The 17,216-nt window shown below is 69.2% G+C and carries 20 protein-coding genes; 15 read left to right on the forward strand and 5 right to left on the reverse strand.

Translation table 11 applies throughout. From position 1 onward, the window contains the following. On the reverse strand, positions 1-148 hold a 148-nt coding region (locus A5700_RS25420; protein ID WP_369828274.1), incomplete at its 3' end, for a helix-turn-helix domain-containing protein. 95 nt (positions 149-243) lie between these two features. Between A5700_RS25420 and A5700_RS15125 the strand changes: the two genes are divergently transcribed. The 5 genes from A5700_RS15125 (at position 244) to A5700_RS15145 (ending at position 5,146) form a co-directional block, all read left to right on the forward strand. Further along, positions 244-678, forward strand: a complete 435-nt coding sequence (locus tag A5700_RS15125) for a TetR family transcriptional regulator (RefSeq protein WP_156671234.1) — start codon at positions 244-246, stop codon at positions 676-678. Positions 679-732: 54 nt separating this feature from the next. Beyond that, entirely contained in the window at positions 733-1,674 is a 942-nt protein-coding gene (locus tag A5700_RS15130; RefSeq protein WP_068068580.1) for a class I SAM-dependent methyltransferase, read from the forward strand. A gap of 27 nt (positions 1,675-1,701) precedes the next feature. Beyond that, a complete protein-coding gene (locus A5700_RS15135; protein WP_068068583.1) occupies positions 1,702-2,643 on the forward strand; it encodes a class I SAM-dependent methyltransferase in 942 nt (313 codons plus the stop codon). A 160-nt stretch (positions 2,644-2,803) separates the two neighbouring features. Continuing rightward, a complete protein-coding gene (locus A5700_RS15140) occupies positions 2,804-4,225 on the forward strand; it encodes an aldehyde dehydrogenase family protein (RefSeq protein ID WP_068068586.1) in 1,422 nt (473 codons plus the stop codon). Positions 4,226-4,282: 57 nt separating this feature from the next. Then, entirely contained in the window at positions 4,283-5,146 is an 864-nt protein-coding gene (locus A5700_RS15145; protein WP_068068591.1) for an SDR family oxidoreductase, read from the forward strand. Here A5700_RS15145 and A5700_RS15150 read toward each other — a convergent pair. Together A5700_RS15150 and A5700_RS15155 are read right to left on the reverse strand one after the other, a co-directional pair. Beyond that, positions 5,143-5,973 carry a tyrosine-protein phosphatase gene (locus tag A5700_RS15150; protein WP_068068593.1) on the reverse strand — a complete coding sequence of 277 codons (831 nt, stop codon included), beginning with the start codon at positions 5,971-5,973 and terminating at the stop codon, positions 5,143-5,145. The genes A5700_RS15145 and A5700_RS15150 overlap by 4 nt on opposite strands. Continuing rightward, positions 5,966-7,186, reverse strand: coding sequence for an acyl-CoA dehydrogenase family protein (locus A5700_RS15155; RefSeq protein WP_197502794.1), 1,221 nt, complete (start codon positions 7,184-7,186; stop codon positions 5,966-5,968). Before A5700_RS15155 ends, A5700_RS15150 begins: the two co-directional genes overlap by 8 nt. A gap of 270 nt (positions 7,187-7,456) precedes the next feature. On the opposite strand from A5700_RS15155, the gene A5700_RS15160 reads away from it, so the two are divergent. Genes A5700_RS15160 through A5700_RS15170 form a run of 3 tightly spaced genes read left to right on the forward strand, consistent with a single transcriptional unit; the run spans position 7,457 to position 10,305 of the window. Further along, positions 7,457-8,557, forward strand: coding sequence for a Re/Si-specific NAD(P)(+) transhydrogenase subunit alpha (locus A5700_RS15160; RefSeq protein WP_068068596.1), 1,101 nt, complete (start codon positions 7,457-7,459; stop codon positions 8,555-8,557). Further along, complete coding sequence (locus A5700_RS15165) at positions 8,558-8,881, forward strand: NAD(P) transhydrogenase subunit alpha (protein ID WP_068068600.1); 324 nt, start codon at positions 8,558-8,560, stop codon at positions 8,879-8,881. Continuing rightward, positions 8,878-10,305 carry an NAD(P)(+) transhydrogenase (Re/Si-specific) subunit beta gene (locus A5700_RS15170; protein ID WP_068068603.1) on the forward strand — a complete coding sequence of 476 codons (1,428 nt, stop codon included), beginning with the start codon at positions 8,878-8,880 and terminating at the stop codon, positions 10,303-10,305. Before A5700_RS15165 ends, A5700_RS15170 begins: the two co-directional genes overlap by 4 nt. Positions 10,306-10,371: 66 nt before the next feature. On the opposite strand, the gene A5700_RS26140 is transcribed toward A5700_RS15170, so the two are convergent. Beyond that, positions 10,372-10,497, reverse strand: a complete 126-nt coding sequence (locus A5700_RS26140; RefSeq protein ID WP_156671236.1) for a hypothetical protein — start codon at positions 10,495-10,497, stop codon at positions 10,372-10,374. Between the two features lie 149 nt (positions 10,498-10,646). Here A5700_RS26140 and A5700_RS15175 point away from each other — a divergent pair, with 149 nt between their 5' ends. Further along, positions 10,647-11,282 (forward strand): TetR/AcrR family transcriptional regulator, encoded by a 636-nt coding sequence (locus A5700_RS15175; protein ID WP_068068606.1) that lies wholly within the window; start codon positions 10,647-10,649, stop codon positions 11,280-11,282. Here A5700_RS15175 and A5700_RS15180 read toward each other — a convergent pair. Then, complete coding sequence (locus A5700_RS15180) at positions 11,279-12,169, reverse strand: alpha/beta hydrolase (RefSeq protein WP_068068609.1); 891 nt, start codon at positions 12,167-12,169, stop codon at positions 11,279-11,281. The two genes, A5700_RS15175 and A5700_RS15180, sit on opposite strands and share 4 nt — an antisense overlap. Positions 12,170-12,273: 104 nt before the next feature. On the opposite strand from A5700_RS15180, the gene A5700_RS15185 reads away from it, so the two are divergent. The 6 genes from A5700_RS15185 to A5700_RS15210 all read left to right on the forward strand — a co-directional run bounded on the left by A5700_RS15185 (position 12,274) and on the right by A5700_RS15210 (position 17,202). Next, positions 12,274-13,374: a diacylglycerol kinase gene (locus A5700_RS15185; protein WP_068068612.1), complete on the forward strand. Its 1,101-nt coding sequence runs from the start codon at positions 12,274-12,276 to the stop codon at positions 13,372-13,374. A gap of 16 nt (positions 13,375-13,390) precedes the next feature. Next, the gene (locus A5700_RS15190; RefSeq protein ID WP_068068615.1) at positions 13,391-14,134 is read left to right on the forward strand and encodes a glucose 1-dehydrogenase; all 744 of its coding nucleotides are present in this window, start codon (positions 13,391-13,393) and stop codon (positions 14,132-14,134) included. A 39-nt stretch (positions 14,135-14,173) separates the two neighbouring features. Continuing rightward, the gene (locus A5700_RS15195) at positions 14,174-14,764 is read left to right on the forward strand and encodes a TetR/AcrR family transcriptional regulator (protein ID WP_068068618.1); all 591 of its coding nucleotides are present in this window, start codon (positions 14,174-14,176) and stop codon (positions 14,762-14,764) included. Between the two features lie 107 nt (positions 14,765-14,871). Continuing rightward, positions 14,872-15,618 (forward strand): cysteine hydrolase, encoded by a 747-nt coding sequence (locus A5700_RS15200; RefSeq protein WP_068068621.1) that lies wholly within the window; start codon positions 14,872-14,874, stop codon positions 15,616-15,618. After that, positions 15,615-16,559, forward strand: a complete 945-nt coding sequence (locus A5700_RS15205) for an aldo/keto reductase (protein ID WP_068068624.1) — start codon at positions 15,615-15,617, stop codon at positions 16,557-16,559. Before A5700_RS15200 ends, A5700_RS15205 begins: the two co-directional genes overlap by 4 nt. A gap of 52 nt (positions 16,560-16,611) precedes the next feature. Then, positions 16,612-17,202 carry a DNA-3-methyladenine glycosylase I gene (locus A5700_RS15210; RefSeq protein WP_068068693.1) on the forward strand — a complete coding sequence of 197 codons (591 nt, stop codon included), beginning with the start codon at positions 16,612-16,614 and terminating at the stop codon, positions 17,200-17,202. Positions 17,203-17,216 lie beyond the last annotated feature (14 nt).

Genomic DNA, 17,216 nt, shown 5'->3' on the forward strand with positions numbered 1-17,216 from the left:
CGTCCAGCACTTCCCGATACAACGTCCGCTTGCTGGAGAAGTAGTGGTTGATCGCCGGCCGGGTCAGGTCCGCGCGCGCCGCAATGGCCTGAAAAGTGGCGCCGTCATAACCCCGCTCGCTGAAAACCAGACGTGCAGCGTGGATTATGCGCTGACGTGTTTCGTCAGCCTTCGCGGCGCGCGGACCTGACCCGGCCGGCGATCAACCACTACTTCTCCAGCAAGCGGACGTTGTATCGGGAAGTGCTGGACGAAACAAATAAATTCATTATCGGTGCCGGAATTGAACGGGCATATCAAGAAACCGGGCTGGCGGCACAGCTCACGACATTCATCTCCGTGGCGGTGCGCGGCAATATCGAGACCATGGGCGGATCGGCGATGATCATCTCCGGCGTCCTCGAGTCGCAGCGGCACCCCGAGTGGAACACCACCGAGAACGACTCCGTGCGCCTGTGCCGGGACTTTCTGAACCGCATCGTCAACGACGCGGTGACCAGCGGCGAGGTTCCCCCTGACGTCGACGTGCCAGCGTTGATCGAGGCCTTGCTCGTCCTTTTGTGCGGGGTGGGCCTGTATGCGGGCTTCGTGCAGGGCCCCGAAGCCCTGCTGTCGATCACCGGGATGATGCGCCGACTCCTCGAGGGAGCGTTCCGCCGGTCGGCCGATCTGCAGTGACGTAGCGCACAAAGCGCATAGGCTAACTAACCTTTGCCGGTATCCTGGGCGGATATGACTGACCTGGACGCCTCGTTACCGCCCTCGCAACGGACCTCCGGTGACAGCTGGACCATCACCGAACTCGTCGGCGCCACCGCGCTGGGGGTGGCCGCCGCGCGCGCGGCCGAGACCGCCCGACCGGACCCGCTGATCCGCGACGAATACGCCCGCGTGCTGGTGTCCTCGGCCGGCCCGGCGTGGGCCCGCCTGGCCGACCCCGACGTCGGCTGGCTCGACGGAGACGAATACGGGCAACGCGCCCACCGGCTCGGCATCGACTATCAGGCGGTGCGGACGCACTTTTTCGACAGCTACTTCGCCGCCGCCGCGGACGCGGGCATCCGCCAGGTGGTGATCCTGGCGGCCGGGCTGGACTCCCGGGCCTACCGGCTGCCCTGGCCCACCGGCACGTCGGTGTACGAGATCGACCAGCCCAAGGTGCTGGAGTACAAGACCTCGACCCTGGAATCGCTGGGCGCGTCACCCGCCGCGATCCGCCGACCGGTCCCGGTGGACCTGCGCGACGACTGGCCGGCCGCGCTGCTCGGCGCGGGGTTCGACCGCACCGAGCCGACCGCCTGGCTGGCCGAGGGGTTACTGCCGTACCTGCCGAGCGATGCCCAGGACCGGTTGTTCGAGAAGTTCACCGCGCTGAGCGCCGCCGGCAGCCAGGTCGCGATCGAGGCGTTCGGGATGAATTCACGGAGCAATTCGCAGCGCTGGCTGCGGATGCGGGAGCGGCTCGGCCTGGACGTCAACGTGCAGGCGCTCACCTATCACGAGCCGGACCGGACGGATGCCGCTGGGTGGCTGAGCGCCCACGGCTGGCAGGTGCACACCGTCAGCAATCGCGACGAGATGGCCCGGTTGGGCCGCCCGGTACCCGAGGAACTGACCGAGGAGGCGGTGCGCAGCACGCTGCTGCGGGCCCGGCTCGGCGAAGCGGAACACTGATCAGGGAGTTAGGCAAGGAGTAAGGCGATGAGCTCACTGCGTACCCACGACGACACCTGGGACATCAAGACCAGCGTCGGCAGCACCGCGGTGATGGTGGCCGCCGCGCGCGCCGTCGAGACCGAGCGGCCGGACCCGCTGATCCGCGACCCGTACGCCCGGCTGCTGGTGAACAGCGCCGGGGCGGGCGTGTTGTGGGAGCACATGCTCGACCCCGACGTCGCCGCCAAGATCGAAGCCCTGGACGCCGACTCCGCCGCCCAGCTCGAACACATGCGCAGCTACCAGGCGGTGCGCACGCACTTCTTCGACAGCTATTTCGCCGACGCCGTAGCCGCCGGGATCCGGCAGGTGGTCATCCTCGCGTCGGGGCTGGACTCCCGGGCCTACCGGCTGGACTGGCCGGCCGGCACCACGGTCTACGAGATCGACCAGCCGCAGGTGCTGGAGTTCAAGTCCGCGACGCTGGCCGAGCACGGCGCCACGCCGACCGCCGACCGCCGCGCCGTGGCCATCGACCTGCGCCAGGACTGGCCGGCCGCGCTGCGCGCCGCCGGGTTCGACGCCGCGGCGCCCACCGCGTGGCTGGCCGAGGGCCTGCTGATGTACCTGCCCGCGGAGGCGCAGGACCGGTTGTTCACCCAGATCGGCGAGCTCAGCCCGGCCGGCAGCCGGGTGTCGGCGGAGACCGCGCCCAGGCACGCCGAGGAGCGCCGGCAGCAGATGCGCGAGCGGTTCCGCAAGGTCGCCGACGAGCTGGGCCTAGAGGAGACCGTCGACGTCGGTGAGCTGATGTACCGCGACGAGCACCGCGCCGACGTCACCGAGTGGCTCAACCAGCATGGCTGGCGGGCGACCGCGCAGCGTTCGACGGACGAGATGCGCCGGCTGGGCCGCTGGATCGACAACGTGCCGCTGGCCGACGATAAGGACGCCTTCTCCGACTTCGTCGTCGCCGAGCGGCTGTAACGCCGGATCCGACCGCGCCGGGTGCGAGCGCCCGACGCGCGGCGTGTGCTGGCCGCCGCCAGACCGATCCTTCCCGACCGCTCTCCCAACCGGATGGTTAGGATCGCGGTTATCACCGATGAGCAGTCGTCCGCGTGCGGGCGGGCGCTCGGGAAGGACAATGATGACCACCGAATCGGTTGCTCCCACGACCTCCACCAACGGCACCGCCCCGCCGGTCGACGTCCCGGCCACCGTCGCGCGGCTGCGCAAAACCTATGCCAGCGGCCGCACCCGCGACCTGGAATGGCGCAAGCGGCAGCTTCTCCAGCTGGCCAAGCTGATGGAAGAGAACGAAGGCGCGATCTCCGACGCGCTGGCCGCGGACCTGGACCGCAGCCCGTTCGAGGCGTTCATCGCCGACATCGCCACCACCGCCGGCGAGGCCAAGTACGCGGCCAAGAAGCTGCGCCGGTGGGCGCGCCGGCGCTACCAGCTGCTCGAGGTGCCGCAGCTGCCCGGCCGCGGCTGGGTCGAGTACGAGCCCTACGGCACCGTGCTGATCATCGGCGCCTGGAACTACCCGTTCTACCTGACGCTGGGCCCCGCCGTCGGGGCGCTCGCCGCGGGTAACGCCGTCATCCTCAAGCCCTCGGAGATCGCGGCGGCGTCCGCGCACCTGATGGCGGAGCTGGTGCCGCGCTACCTCGACAACGACGCCGTCGCCGTGGTCGAGGGCGACGGCGCGGTCAGCCAGGAGCTCATCGCGCAGGGCCTGGACCGGCTGCTGTTCACCGGCGGCACCGAGATCGGCCGCAAGGTCTACGAGGGTGCCGCGCCGCACCTGACCCCCTGCACGCTGGAGCTCGGCGGCAAGAGCCCGGTGATCGTCGCGGCGGACGCCGACGTCGACGTGGCGGCCAAGCGGATCGCCTGGATGAAGCTGCTGAACGGCGGCCAGACCTGCGTCGCCCCCGACTACGTGCTGGCCGACGCCTCGATCCGCGACCAGCTGGTCGACAAGATCGGCGCCGCGATCACGAAGTTCACCGCGGACAAGCCGGACGGCATGCGGCTGGTCAACCAGCGCCAGTTCGACCGGATCAGCGGTTACCTGGCCGGCGGGGACGGCAGGGTCGTCGTCGGCGGTGACTGCGACGCGTCCAGCCTGCGCATCAAGCCCGCGCTGGTCGTCGACCCCGACCCGGACGGGCCGTTGATGCAAAACGAGATCTTCGGGCCGGTGCTGCCCCTCATCACCGTCCAAAACCTCGACGAAGCAATCCGTTTCGTCAACTCACGGCCCAAGCCGCTGTCGGCGTACCTGTTCACCAAGACGCGCGCGACCCGTGAGCGGGTGATCAAGGAGGTGCCCGCCGGGGGCATGCTGGTCAACCACCTCGCGTTCCAGGTGTCCACCGCCAAGCTGCCGTTCGGCGGCGTGGGCGCGTCGGGCATGGGCGCCTACCACGGCAAGTACGGCTTCGAGGAGTTCAGCCACCGCAAGTCGGTGCTGACCAAGCCGACCCGGCCCGACCTGTCCAGCTTCATCTACCCGCCGTACACCGCCCGGGCCTTCAAGTTGGCCCGCCGCATGTTCTGACCCCGGCCCGGCGGCCGACGCCGGTACCGAACGAAGCCATCACAGGAAAGGAACCCGATGCCAGGAGTGCAGGATCGCGTCATCGTCGTCACCGGAGCCGGCGGGGGATTGGGCCGCGAATACGCGTTGACCCTCGCCAAGGAGGGCGCGAGCGTCGTCGTCAACGATCTCGGTGGATCCCGCGACGGCACCGGCGCCGGCCACAACATGGCCGACGAGGTGGTCAAGGAGATCAAGGACGCCGGTGGGCGAGCGGTCGCCAACTACGACAGCGTCGCCGAATCCGAGGGCGCCGAGGGCATCATCAAGACCGCGCTCGACGAATTCGGCGCCGTGCACGGCGTGGTCAGCAACGCCGGCATCCTGCGCGACGGCACCTTCCACAAGATGTCGTTCGAGAACTGGGACGCGGTGCTCAAGGTGCACCTCTACGGCGGCTACAACGTCATCCGCGCCGCGTGGCCGCACTTCCGCGAGCAGAGCTACGGCCGCGTCGTCGTCGCCACCTCCACCAGCGGGCTGTTCGGCAACTTCGGCCAGACCAACTACGGCGCCGCCAAGCTCGGCCTGGTCGGCCTGATCAACAGCCTGGCGCTCGAGGGCGCGAAGTACAACATCCACGCCAACGCCGTCGCCCCGATCGCGGCGACGCGCATGACCGAGGACATCCTGCCCAAGGAGGTGCTCGAAAAGCTCACCCCCGAGTACGTCGCGCCGGTGGTGGCCTACCTGTGCACCGAGGAAAACCCCAACAGCGCTTCGGTTTTCGTGGTCGGCGGCGGCAAGGTGCAGCGCGTCGCGCTGTTTCAGAACGACGGGATCAACTTCGACAAGCCCCCGACGGTCGACGACGTCGCCGCGCGCTGGGACGACATCACCGACCTGTCCGCGGCCAAGAAGGCCGACTTCAAACTCGGCTAGACGAGCAGTTCGTCACGCAGGCGGTCCACATCCGCCTGCGTGACGCCCGCGTCGCGCAGGTAGGCGTCCAGCGACCCGAACTGCGCGTCGATCGTCTCGCGGGCGGCGGCCAGGTACTCGGGGCGAACGCCGAGCACGCCGTCGGCCAGCCGGGCCTTGGTGAAAGTGACTACCTCCGGGGTCAATTCGACGTCGGAGCGCTGTTGGATCATCTCGTAGATGTGTTCGCGCAGCTGTGGCACCGCGGCGTTGCTGCGCAGATAGTCGGCGACGATGGTGTCGCGGTCGACGCCTATCGCCTCCAGCACCATGGCGATCACGAAGCCGGTGCGGTCCTTGCCCGCGAAGCAGTGGGTGAGCACCGGGCGCCCCGCCGCCAGTAACGAAAAGACTTGGCGGACAGCGCGTTGCGCGCCGTTGCGGGTGGGGAATTGCCGGTATTCGTCGGTCATGTGGCGGACGGCGGCCTCGTTGACCTCGTCGTCGGTCTGGTCGGGGTTGCCCTCGAACAACCGCCGGAGCGCCGTCTCATGCGGCGCGTCGTCTTTCGGGTCGGTCGCGTCCTCGTCACCGAGATCGGGGAACGGCAGCAGGTGAATGTCGACGCCGTCGGGAACCAGGCCCGGGCCGCGGCGGGCGACCTCGCGCGCGGCGCGCAGATCGGCGACGTCGGTGATTCCCAACTGGCGCAACGTGCTACGGCCCGCGTCGTCGAGGCGGCTCAGCTCCCCGGAGCGAAACAGCCGGCCCGGCTTCAGCCCGGCCGTTCCGTCGGCGACGTCGCGGAAGTTCCAGGCGCCCGAAAGTTCGCGCACCGCGTCAGGCATGCGCGGTGACCGCCGCGGCGAGCGGGGACTTCTCGCGTCCGAGCTCGGCGCGCGCGATGGTCCGCATGTGCACCTCGTCGGGGCCGTCGAAGATCCGCATGGCGCGGTGCCAGCCGTACAGGCGGGCGAGCACGGTGTCGTCGCTGACGCCCGCGGCGCCGTGCACCTGAATGGCGCGGTCGATGACGTCGCAGGCCACCCGGGGGGCCACCGTCTTGATCTGGGACACCAGCAGGTGGGCCGCTTTGTTGCCGTGCTGGTCGATGGTCCACGCGGCCTTCTCGCACAGCAACCGGGCCTGATCGATTTCGTTGCGGGACTTGGCGATCGCCTCGCGGACCACGCCCTGCTCGGCCAGCGGTCGACCGAACGCCACCCGCTTCTGCACCCGGTCGACCATGAGGGCCAGCGCGCGTTCGGCGCCGCCGAGGGCCCGCATGCAGTGGTGAATGCGGCCCGGCCCCAGGCGGGCCTGGGCGATCGCGAAACCGGACCCCTCCTCGCCGAGCAGGTTGGTGGCGGGCACCCGCACGTTGTCGTAGACGATCTCGCAGTGGCCGTGCTGGTCTTGCCAGCCGAAGACCGGTGTGGAACGCACGACCGTGACGCCGGGCGTGTCGATGGGGACCAACACCATCGACTGCTGCTGGTGGCTGGCGGCCTCGGGGTTGGTGCGGCCCATGACGATGAGGACCTTGCAGCGCGGGTCGGCCGCGCCGGACGTCCACCACTTGCGGCCGTTGATCACGTAGTCGCCGCCGTCGCGCACGATCGACGTCTCGATGTTGCGGGCGTCGCTGCTGGCGACCGCCGGCTCGGTCATCGAGAAGGCGCTGCGAATCTCGCCGGCCAGCAACGGTTCCAGCCATTGCTTGCGCTGCTCGTCGGTGGCGAACAGGTGCAGCGTCTCCATGTTGCCCGTGTCGGGCGCCGCGCAGTTGATCGCCTCGGGCGCCAGTTCCAGGCTCCACCCGGTGATCTCGGCCAGGGGCGCGTACTCGAGGTTGGTCAGGCCCGACTCCGCCGGCAGGAACAGATTCCACAGGCCGCGCTCCTTGGCCTTGGTCTTCAGCTCCTCGATGACCGGCGGGACGGTGTGATCGCGCGGGCCGGCTTCGTGGCGGTAGTGGTCGTAGTCGGCCTCGGCCGGAAAGACGTACTCGGTCATGAAGTCGGACAGTCGCTTGTGGTAGTCGTTGGCCTTGGCCGACATCGCGAAGTCCATGCCCGTCACCATAGGACACGTGTCGAAACGCCTCCCTTAAAGGTCACCGGTGTGAAGACGGTGCCGAGGGAGTCGCTCCGGGCCGCTCCGACACGGCCACCGCGGCCGGCCCGCGTCGACCGGACCGCCCGCGGGTATCCCTGCCCGGGCGATCGGGCGTCCGGGGCGGAAACGGCCAGGCGTTAAGGTAGCGAAGCGCGCGGCCGAGCCTGCGCCATATTCATCGCAGGACCGCACGGGAAAGTAGATGCACGCGCCATGACAGATGCGCAGACGACGGTAGGGGTGGTCGCCGAGTCGGGGCCCGACGAGCGCCGGGTCGCGCTGGTGCCCAAGGCGGTGGCCTCGCTGGTGGGCAGCGGCGTCGCGGTGGTGGTCGACGCGGGCGCGGGTGAAGGGGCCCTGCTGCCCGATCAGCTCTACACGGAGGCGGGCGCCAGCATCGGCGACGCCTGGGCCGCCGACATCGTGGTCAAGGTGGCGCCGCCGAGCGCCGCCGAGGTCGCCAGGCTGCGCAGCGGGCAGACGCTGATCGGCTTCCTGGCGCCACGCAACGCCGACAACTCCATCGGCGCGCTCACCGCCGCCGGGGTGCAGGCGTTCGCGCTGGAGGCCATTCCCCGGATCTCCCGAGCTCAGGTCATGGACGCGCTGTCCTCGCAGGCCAACGTGGCCGGCTACAAGGCCGTCCTGCTGGCCGCCTCCGAGTCAACCCGGTTCTTTCCGATGCTGACCACCGCGGCGGGCACCGTGAAGCCGGCCAGCGTGCTGGTGCTGGGCGTCGGGGTGGCCGGGCTGCAGGCCCTGGCGACCGCGAAGCGGCTGGGCGCGAAGACCACCGGTTACGACGTGCGGCCCGAGGTCGCCGACCAGGTGCGCTCGGTGGGGGCGCAGTGGCTCGACGTGGGCATCGACGCGGCCGGCGAGGGCGGCTACGCCCGTGAGCTCACCGAGGACGAGCGGGTCCAGCAGCAGCAGGCGCTGGAGAAGGCGATCGCCGGGTTCGACGTGGTGATCACGACGGCGCTGGTGCCGGGGCGGCCCGCGCCGCGGCTGGTCACCGCCGCCGCGGTGGAGGCGATGAAGCCGGGCAGCGTCGTAGTCGACCTGGCCGGGGAGACCGGCGGCAACTGCGAGCTCACCGAGCCGGGGCAGACGGTCGTCCGCCACGACGTCACGATCGCCTCGCCGTTGAACCTGCCCGCGACCATGCCCGAGCACGCCAGCGAGCTGTACAGCAAGAACATCACGGCCCTGCTCGGCCTGCTGATCAAAGACGGCAAGCTGGCCCCCGATTTCGACGACGAGGTCGTCGCGGCGTCGTGTGTGACCCGCGCCGGCACCGGAGAGGACTCCTAGATGTACGACGAGCTGTTGGCCAACCTGGCGATCCTGGTGCTGTCCGGGTTCGTCGGGTTCGCGGTCATCTCCAAGGTGCCCAACACGCTGCACACGCCGCTGATGTCGGGCACCAACGCCATCCACGGCATCGTGGTGCTCGGCGCGCTGGTGGTGTTCGGCGAGGTCGAGCACCCGTCGCTGGCGGTGCAGATCGTCCTGTTCGTCGCGGTGGTGTTCGGCACGCTGAACGTCATCGGCGGCTTCATCGTCACCGACCGCATGCTGGGCATGTTCAAGGGCAAGAAACAGCCCGTCAAGACCGAGGACCTCGCCGCGAAATGAACTATCTGGTCACCGTTCTCTACATCGTCTCGTTCGCGCTGTTCATCTACGGCTTGATGGGCCTGACCGGCCCCAAGACGGCCGTGCGCGGCAACTTGATCGCCGCGGTGGGCATGGCGCTGGCCGTGGTGGCGACCCTGATCAAGATCCGCCACACCGACCAGTGGGTGCTGATCATCGCCGGCTTGGTCGTGGGCCTGGCCCTGGGCATCCCGCCCGCGCGGCTGACCAAGATGACCGCGATGCCGCAGCTGGTGGCCTTCTTCAACGGCGTCGGTGGCGGCACCGTCGCGCTGATCGCGCTGGCGGAGTTCATCGAGACCAGCGGGTTCTCGGCCTTCCAGCATGGCGAGTCGCCGACCGTGCACATCGTGGTCGCGTCGCTGTTCGCCGCCATCATCGGCTCGATCTCCTTCTGGGGTTCGATCATCGCCTTCGGCAAGCTGCAGGAGATCATCAGCGGCTCGCCGATCGGCTTCGGCAAGGCCCAGCAGCCGGTCAACCTGCTGCTGCTGGCCGCCGCGGTGGCCGCGGCGGTCGTGATCGGACTGCACGCGCACCCGGGGACCGGCGGGGTGTCGCTGTGGTGGATGGTCGGCCTGCTGGTCGCCGCCGGCGTGCTCGGCCTGATGGTGGTGCTGCCGATCGGTGGCGCCGACATGCCCGTCGTCATCTCGCTGCTGAACGCGATGACCGGCCTGTCGGCCGCCGCGGCCGGGCTGGCGCTGAACAACACCGCGATGATCGTGGCCGGCATGATCGTCGGCGCCTCGGGTTCGATCCTGACCAACCTGATGGCCAAGGCGATGAACCGCTCCATTCCCGCGATCGTCGCGGGCGGCTTCGGCGGCGGGGGAGTGGCGCCGGGGGCCCGCGGCGACGGTGCCGACCGGACCGTGAAGTCCACCTCGGCCGCCGACGCCGCGATCCAGATGGCCTACGCCAACCAGGTGATCGTGGTCCCGGGCTACGGCCTGGCCGTCGCGCAGGCCCAGCACGCGGTGAAGGACATGGCCGCGCTGCTGGAGAACAAGGGCGTGACGGTGAAGTACGCGATCCACCCGGTGGCCGGCCGGATGCCCGGGCACATGAACGTACTGCTGGCCGAGGCCGAGGTCGACTACGACGCCATGAAGGACATGGACGACATCAACGACGAGTTCGCCCGCACCGACGTCGCGATCGTCATCGGCGCCAACGACGTCACCAACCCGGCCGCCCGCAACGACGCCTCCAGCCCCATCTACGGCATGCCGATCCTCAACGTGGACAAGGCCAAGTCGGTGATCGTGCTGAAGCGGTCGATGAATTCCGGTTTCGCGGGCATCGACAACCCGCTGTTCTACGGTGAGGGCACCAGCATGCTGTTCGGTGACGCGAAGAAGTCGGTGACCGCGGTCGCCGAGGAGCTCAAGGCGCTGTAGCGGGGGCCGGCTGCGACGCCGGCGCGCGCGCATTCAGGCGAGCGCGCCCGGGGTGTGGGTGACCGCTCAGACGGGCGGGTACGCCGGCGGCGGGTAGCCGTTGCCGTCCTGGACGCCGCGCAAACCCCAGGTGAGATACCGGAAGAAGAACTCGATCTCGTCGCTGCCGTCGTAGTCCGGACTCGGATCCATCGTTCCCCACCTCTCGACTCAGCACGCTCGTCACGAAGTCTAGTCCCATGCGCCGCGGGGCCGTTAATGGTGATTTGCTTAAACTGTCCAACCAGTTGATTGATAGCGCACCGGCCTGGCCTGCCCGTGCCGACGATAGTGAGTGTGAGATGCCCGCCGACAGCATCACCCCCAGTGGGCTGACGCGCCGCGAGGAGTTGTTGGCCGTGGCCACCAAGCTGTTCGCGGCGCGCGGCTATCACGGCACCCGGATGGACGACGTGGCCGACGTGATCGGCCTGAACAAGGCGACGGTCTACCACTACTACGCGAGCAAGTCGCTGATCCTGTTCGACATCTACCGGCAGGCCGCGGAGGGCACGCTGGCCGCCGTGCACGACGACCCGTCGTGGACCGCGCGGGAGGCGCTCTACCAGTACACCGTTCGGCTGTTGACCGGCATCGCGGGCGACCCGGAACGGGCCGCCGTGTACTTCCAAGAACAGCCGTACATCACCGAGTGGTTCACCGCCGAGCAGGTCGCCGAGGTGCGCGAGAAAGAGGCGCAGGTCTACCACCATGTGCACGGCCTGATCGACCGCGGGATCGCCAGCGGCGAGTTCTTCGAGTGCGACTCCCACGTGCTGGCGCTGGGCTACATCGGGATGACGCTGGGCAGCTACCGCTGGCTGCGGCCCAGCGGCCGGCGGTCGGCCAAGGAGATCGCCGCCGAGTTCAGCACCGCCCTGCTGCGCGGATTGATTCGCGACGAGTCCATCCGCACCGACGCCCCGCTGGGGCCCTAGCCCGCCAGATGCTTGTCGAGGAACGCGATCTGATCCGCGACCACCCGCTCGAACGCCTCCCCGACGTAGATCGCGAAGTGGCCCTCGGGATAGCGCTTGACCTCCCCGCGGGGCGCTCGGGCCGCGTGCCGCAGCGTGGCCCCGGCGGGCGCGACGGAGTCGGAGTCGCACACGCAGAACAGGATGGGGCAGCTGATGTCGGGGGTGCGGCGCCCGGGCCGGTAGGCGCTGACCTGCAACGCGATCCGCGCGGCGACCTCGTTGGGGAAGTCGGCCCCCGGTGGCACCAGCGCCAGGTAGCCGGAGTAGGCGTCGGGGGTGCTCATCAGCGCGACGGAACCGGGCTCGCCCGCCGTCGGGATGAGGACCGGGGGCCTGCCCAGCCGGGCGCCCACCGTGTCGCGCACCGCCAGCGCGGTGATGCGCGCGGCGACGACCGGGTTGCCGATGGCGCGCAGTGAGGCCAGGCCGTCGGTGAAGGGGCACTGCGCGACGACGGCGGCGATGCCGGGCAACCGGGCCGCCGTGGCGATGACGTGCCCGCCGGCGAACGAGGTGCCCCACAGCGCGATCCGATTGCGGTCGACCTCCGGCAGCGTGCGGGCGAAGTCGACGGCCGCCGCCCAGTCGGCGAGTTGCAGGCCGACGTCGAGCACCTGCCGCGGGCGCCCCCCGCTGTCCCCGAAGTTGCGGTAGTCGAACACCAGGCAGGCGTAGCCGGCCGCGCTGAAGCGCTCCGCGTAGGCGTCGAGGCGCATGGTGCGCACCGCGCCCAGACCATGCGCCATCACCAGCAGCGGCACCGGCCCGCCACCCGGTGGGCGGTAGAGCCAGGCGCTGATCCGGTCGGCGCCGGAGGTGAACTCGACGTCCTCGCGTTGCGTCATCAGCGATTCATTGTGCCCGCCGCCGGGCGGCTTGGGGCCGGTATGCCAGGCCGATTTTATGGACTAGTGTCTAGAAAACTGGCCAGCTGGGGACGGAGACTCACATGGCGATTCGCGTCGCGCACGTCGGCACCGGGAACGTCGGCGGCTTGGCCCTGGCCCACCTCATCGGTAACCCGCAGTTCGAGCTGACGGGCGTCTGCGTCTCCACGCCGGAGAAGGTCGGGCGCGATGCGGGCGAGCTGTGCGGCGTCGGCCTGGAGCCCGGGGTGGTCACCGGTGTCGCGGCCGTCGACGACCTGGACGCCCTCATCGCCGGCAAGCCCGACTGCGTCGTGTACTGCGCGATGGGGGACACCCGGCTACCCGAGGCGATGGGCGACGTCATGCGGATCCTGGCCGCCGGCATCAACGTCGTCGGATCGTCGCCCGGGCTGCTGCAACACCCCTGGGGCGTCATGCCCGACAAGTACATCGGCCGCGTCGAAGACGCTGCGCGGCAAGGCAACTCGAGCGTCTTCATCAGCGGTGTCGACCCAGGATTCGCCAACGACCTGCTTCCGTTCGCGCTGGCCGGCACCTGCCGGCGCATCGAGCAGGTGCGCTGCATGGAAATCCACGACTACGCCAGTTACGCCGGCGAAGAGGTGATGACCTACATGGGGTTCGGCCGGCCCATGGACGAGATCCCGATGCTGTTGCAGCCCGGCATCCTGTCCATCGCCTGGGGCACCGCCATTCGTCAGCTGGCGGCCGGCCTGGGCATCGAGGTCGACGAGATCACCGAGTCCTACCAGCGCGAGCCGGCGCCCGAGGACTTCGACATCGCGGTCGGCCGCGTCGCCAAGGGCACCGTCGCGGTGCTGCAGTTCGAGATCCGCGGCATGGTCAAGGGCCACCCGGCCATCGTCATCGAACACGTCACCCGGCTGCGCCCCGACCTGCGTCCCGACCTGCCGCAGCCTGCCTCGGGCGACGGCTCGTACCGCATCGAGATCACCGGCGAGCCGTCCTACGCCGTGGACATCGTGCCGAGCAGCCGCAAGGGCGATCACAACCACGCGGCGATCGCCGGTGCGGCGGGCCGTATCGTCAACGCCATTCCCGCGGTGGTGGCGGCGCCGCCGGGCATTCGGACCACGCTGGACCTGCCGCTGGTCACCGGCAGCGGGCTGTACGCGCCGAGCACTCTGGTGAACACCTGAACGAAAGGAGACCCACGTGGGTCGGGTAGACGGAAAAGTTGCGCTCATCAGCGGCGGCGCCCGCGGCATGGGCGCCGAGCACGCGCGGCTGCTGGCCGAGGAGGGCGCCAAGGTGGTGATCGGCGACATCCTCGACGACAAGGGCAAGGCCGTCGCCGACGAGATCGGCGACTCCGTGCGTTACGTCCACCTCGACGTCACCCAGCCCGAGGATTGGGACGCCGCCGTGGCGACCGCGATCGAGGAGTTCGGCAAGCTCAACGTCCTGGTCAACAACGCCGGCACGGTCGCGCTGGGCCCGCTGAAGAGTTTCGACCTGGCCAAGTGGCAGAAGGTGATCGACGTCAACCTGACGGGGACGTTCCTGGGCATGCGGGTGGCCGTCGAGCCGATGATCGCGGCGGGTGGCGGTTCGATCATCAACGTGTCCTCGATCGAGGGCCTGCGCGGCGCGCCCATGGTGCACCCGTACGTGGCGTCCAAGTGGGCGGTGCGTGGCCTGGCCAAGTCGGCGGCGCTGGAGCTGGCCAAGCACAACATCCGCGTCAACTCGGTGCACCCCGGCTTCATCCGCACCCCGATGACCGCGCACCTGCCCGACGACATGGTCACCGTCCCGCTGGGGCGCCCGGCCGAGTCGCGAGAGGTGTCGACGTTCATCCTGTTCCTCGCCAGCGACGAGTCGTCCTACGCCACGGGCAGCGAGTTCGTGATGGATGGCGGCCTGGTCACCGACGTGCCGCACCGGGACCTGTTCTAGGCGCGGCAAAATAGCCGACCGGTCGACTATCCTTGGGCGGTGCCCCGACCACCCAATCCTGACGTGCGACGCCGGCTACTTGCGGCGGGGCTCGAGCTGATCCATGCACACGGGTTCGCCGCCAGCGGCGTGAAGGACATCACCGATGCCGCCGGGATCCCGAAGGGGTCGTTCTACGCCTACTTCGCCAGCAAAGAGGCCTTCGCCGCGGCGCTCGTCGCGCACTATTGGGGCGACATCGAGGCGCGGCTCCTGCCGATACTCGAGCGAGACGGCGCGGCGGGTGACCGCATCGTCCGGTTCTTCCACGCGCTCGCCGACGACCATGAGGCGGGCGACTTCCTGCTCGGCTGCCTGGTGGGCAACCTGTCGCTGGAGCTCGGCGGGGTGAGTGAGCCGATCCGCGCCGAGCTGCTGCGGATACTCGACCGCTGGGGGTCGGTGCTGGCGGCGTGCGTACGTACGGGACAGCGCCCGGCCGGGGACGTCCGGGGCGACCTGGACGCCGACGACTTGGCCTGCGTGCTGATCGAGGCGTGGGAGGGCGCGGCGCTGCGCGGCAAGGTCACCCGTAGCCGCGCCCCCTACGACCGTTTCGAGACCGCGACGGTCCCGGCGCTGTTGCGCTAAGTGTTGGCGTTGTCGCGGAATGCGGAGAGCGCTGCCACGCTTGTTTATAGACGACCGGTCAGTTATTTTGAGATGTCCGATCGCCCGCCCACCTCCGAGGACCGCCCGTGCCAGAGCTGAACCCGTATCCCGAGCCGCAGAATCCGGCACTGCCGCCGTCCGGCTTCGCGCTCGATGTAGAGCGCGCCGCGCTCGTCGTCACCGACCCGCAGATCGACTTCCTCAGTCCCGAAGGCGCCGGATGGCCGGTATTCGGGGACAGCATCCGCGACAACCACACCGTCGCCCATATCGGGGAGCTCCTGCGCTCGGCGAAGCTGGCCGGCATCACCGTCGCGGTGTCCCCGCACTACTTCTACCCGACCGACGACCAGTGGCGGTTCGGTGATCCGCTGGAGCGTTTTATGGCGGCCGCCGGCATGTTCCGGCGTCAAAGCGCCTACGCAGCGGGCGGATTCACCGACTCCGGCGCGGACTTCCTGCCGGCCCTGCGCCACGACATTTGCGACGGGCGGACGGTTATCGTCTCGCCACACAAGATCGTCGGCCCCGAGTCCAACGACCTGGTGCTGCAATTACGCAAGCGCGGCGTGAGCCAGGTCGTGCTGGCCGGGATGGCGGCCAACCTGTGCGTCGAGGGTCACTTGCGCGAACTCATCGAGCAAGGCTTTGAGGTGGTCGTCGTCAAGGACGCCACGGCGGGGCCGCGCCTGCCCGAAGGCGACGGCTATTCGGCGGCGTTGGTGAATTTCCGCTTTCTCGCCAGCGCACTGTGGACCACGGCGCAAGCCGTCGCGGCGCTGAATCCGGCGCCGAAACCAGCAATGGTCACGCAAGGAGGCCAAAGCGCATGACACACAACGACGATCTCAGCCAGCAAAGGTTCGCCCTGAACCACGGCGGCGGTGCCATCCCGGCGCTCGGATTCGGGACGTCACTGTCCGATCGCACGCAAACTGTCCGGGCCGTGAAAGCCGCGGTCGAGGTGGGGTTTCGCCACCTCGATGCTGCCGAGCGGTATCGCAACGAGGCAGAAGTCGGAGCGGCACTGCGAGAGTTGTTCGCCGACGGCATCATTCGGCGCGAAGACGTCTTCGTGACCACCAAGCTGTGGAACAACAACCATCGCCCCGAACGGGTCGAGCCGGCCTTGAAGGCCAGCTTGCACAAACTGGGGCTGGACTCCGTCGACCTCTACCTGGTTCACACGCCGTTCGCCTTCGCCCCCGGCGACGACCAAGACCCGCGTGACGCGCAGGGCAACATCGTCTACGACGACGGGGTGACGCTGCGGGAAACGTGGAACGCGATGGAATCCCTTGTCGATGACGGGCTTGCCGGGTCTATCGGCCTGTCCGACATCGACGCCGAAGGCACCCGAGACATCGTGGAGACCGCCCGCATCATCCCGGCCGTCGTGCAGGTCGAGTCGCACCCCTATCACCCGCAGTGGGAGCTGCACGAGCTCTGCCGCGCGCACGGAATCGTGTTGCTGGCGTTCGCATCGCTCGGCCACGCGCTGGAACCGCGACTGCTCGACGACCCATTGATCGTCTCGATCGCCCAAGGTGTGGGCAGCACCCCCGCACAGGTGTTGTTGGCCTGGGGGATTCAGCGCGGCACCGCCGTGCTGACGTCATCGGTCAACCCGGCCCGCATCCGCGAGAACTTCAATGTCAATGCGTTGCCCGACGACGCAATCCGGCAGATCAACGAGGGTCTGGAAACCCGCATCCGGTTTAATTCCGTTGTGGTGGGTGGCGATCCGGGGTTTGCGGAGGTGCCGCGCGGTTGATGCGGTCAGCACGCCGCGCACGGCCCTGCGGCAGGCTATTGCCGTGAAGGCGATGGCCGGTGTCGGCGTGCCGGCGCACGTGCCCACGGTGGTGCGCGGCGCCGACGGCGTCACCCGCTGCCGCTGGGCCACCGAGACGGGCCGCGACCTGACGGCCTACCACGACCGCGAATGGGGAACGCCGGTGTACGACGAGGCGGCGCTGTTCGAGGCGCTCGCGCTGACGTATTTCGAGAACGGCCTGTCCTGGGCGCTGGTCTTCGACAAGCGGGACAATCTGCGGGCGGCGTTTCGCGGCTTCCGGCCAGCCGACGTCGCGGCGATGACCGCCGACGACGTCGAACGTTTGCTGGCCGACGCCACGATCATCCGGCACCGCGGCAAGATCGAGGCGACGGTGCACAACGCGCGGCTGCTGACCCAACAGCCGCTGGCGCCGCTGGCGTGGGCGCATCGGCCGCGTCGGCCGCACCGGTTGCGGGGCTGGGACGACGGCCGGATGACCAGCCCGGAATCGCGGGCCCTCTCGGTGTCGTTGCGGCGCTCAGGTTTTCGCTATGTCGGCCCGATTGTGGCGCACTCCTTCATGCACGCCGTCGGCATCGAGAACGGTCACTTCGACGGCTGCTTCCGCGCTCCTTGAGCGCCAGCGGCGTG

Origin of the sequence: Mycobacterium sp. E1214 (genome assembly GCF_001666755.1) — a bacterium.
In the GTDB taxonomy this organism is placed as follows: domain Bacteria; phylum Actinomycetota; class Actinomycetes; order Mycobacteriales; family Mycobacteriaceae; genus Mycobacterium.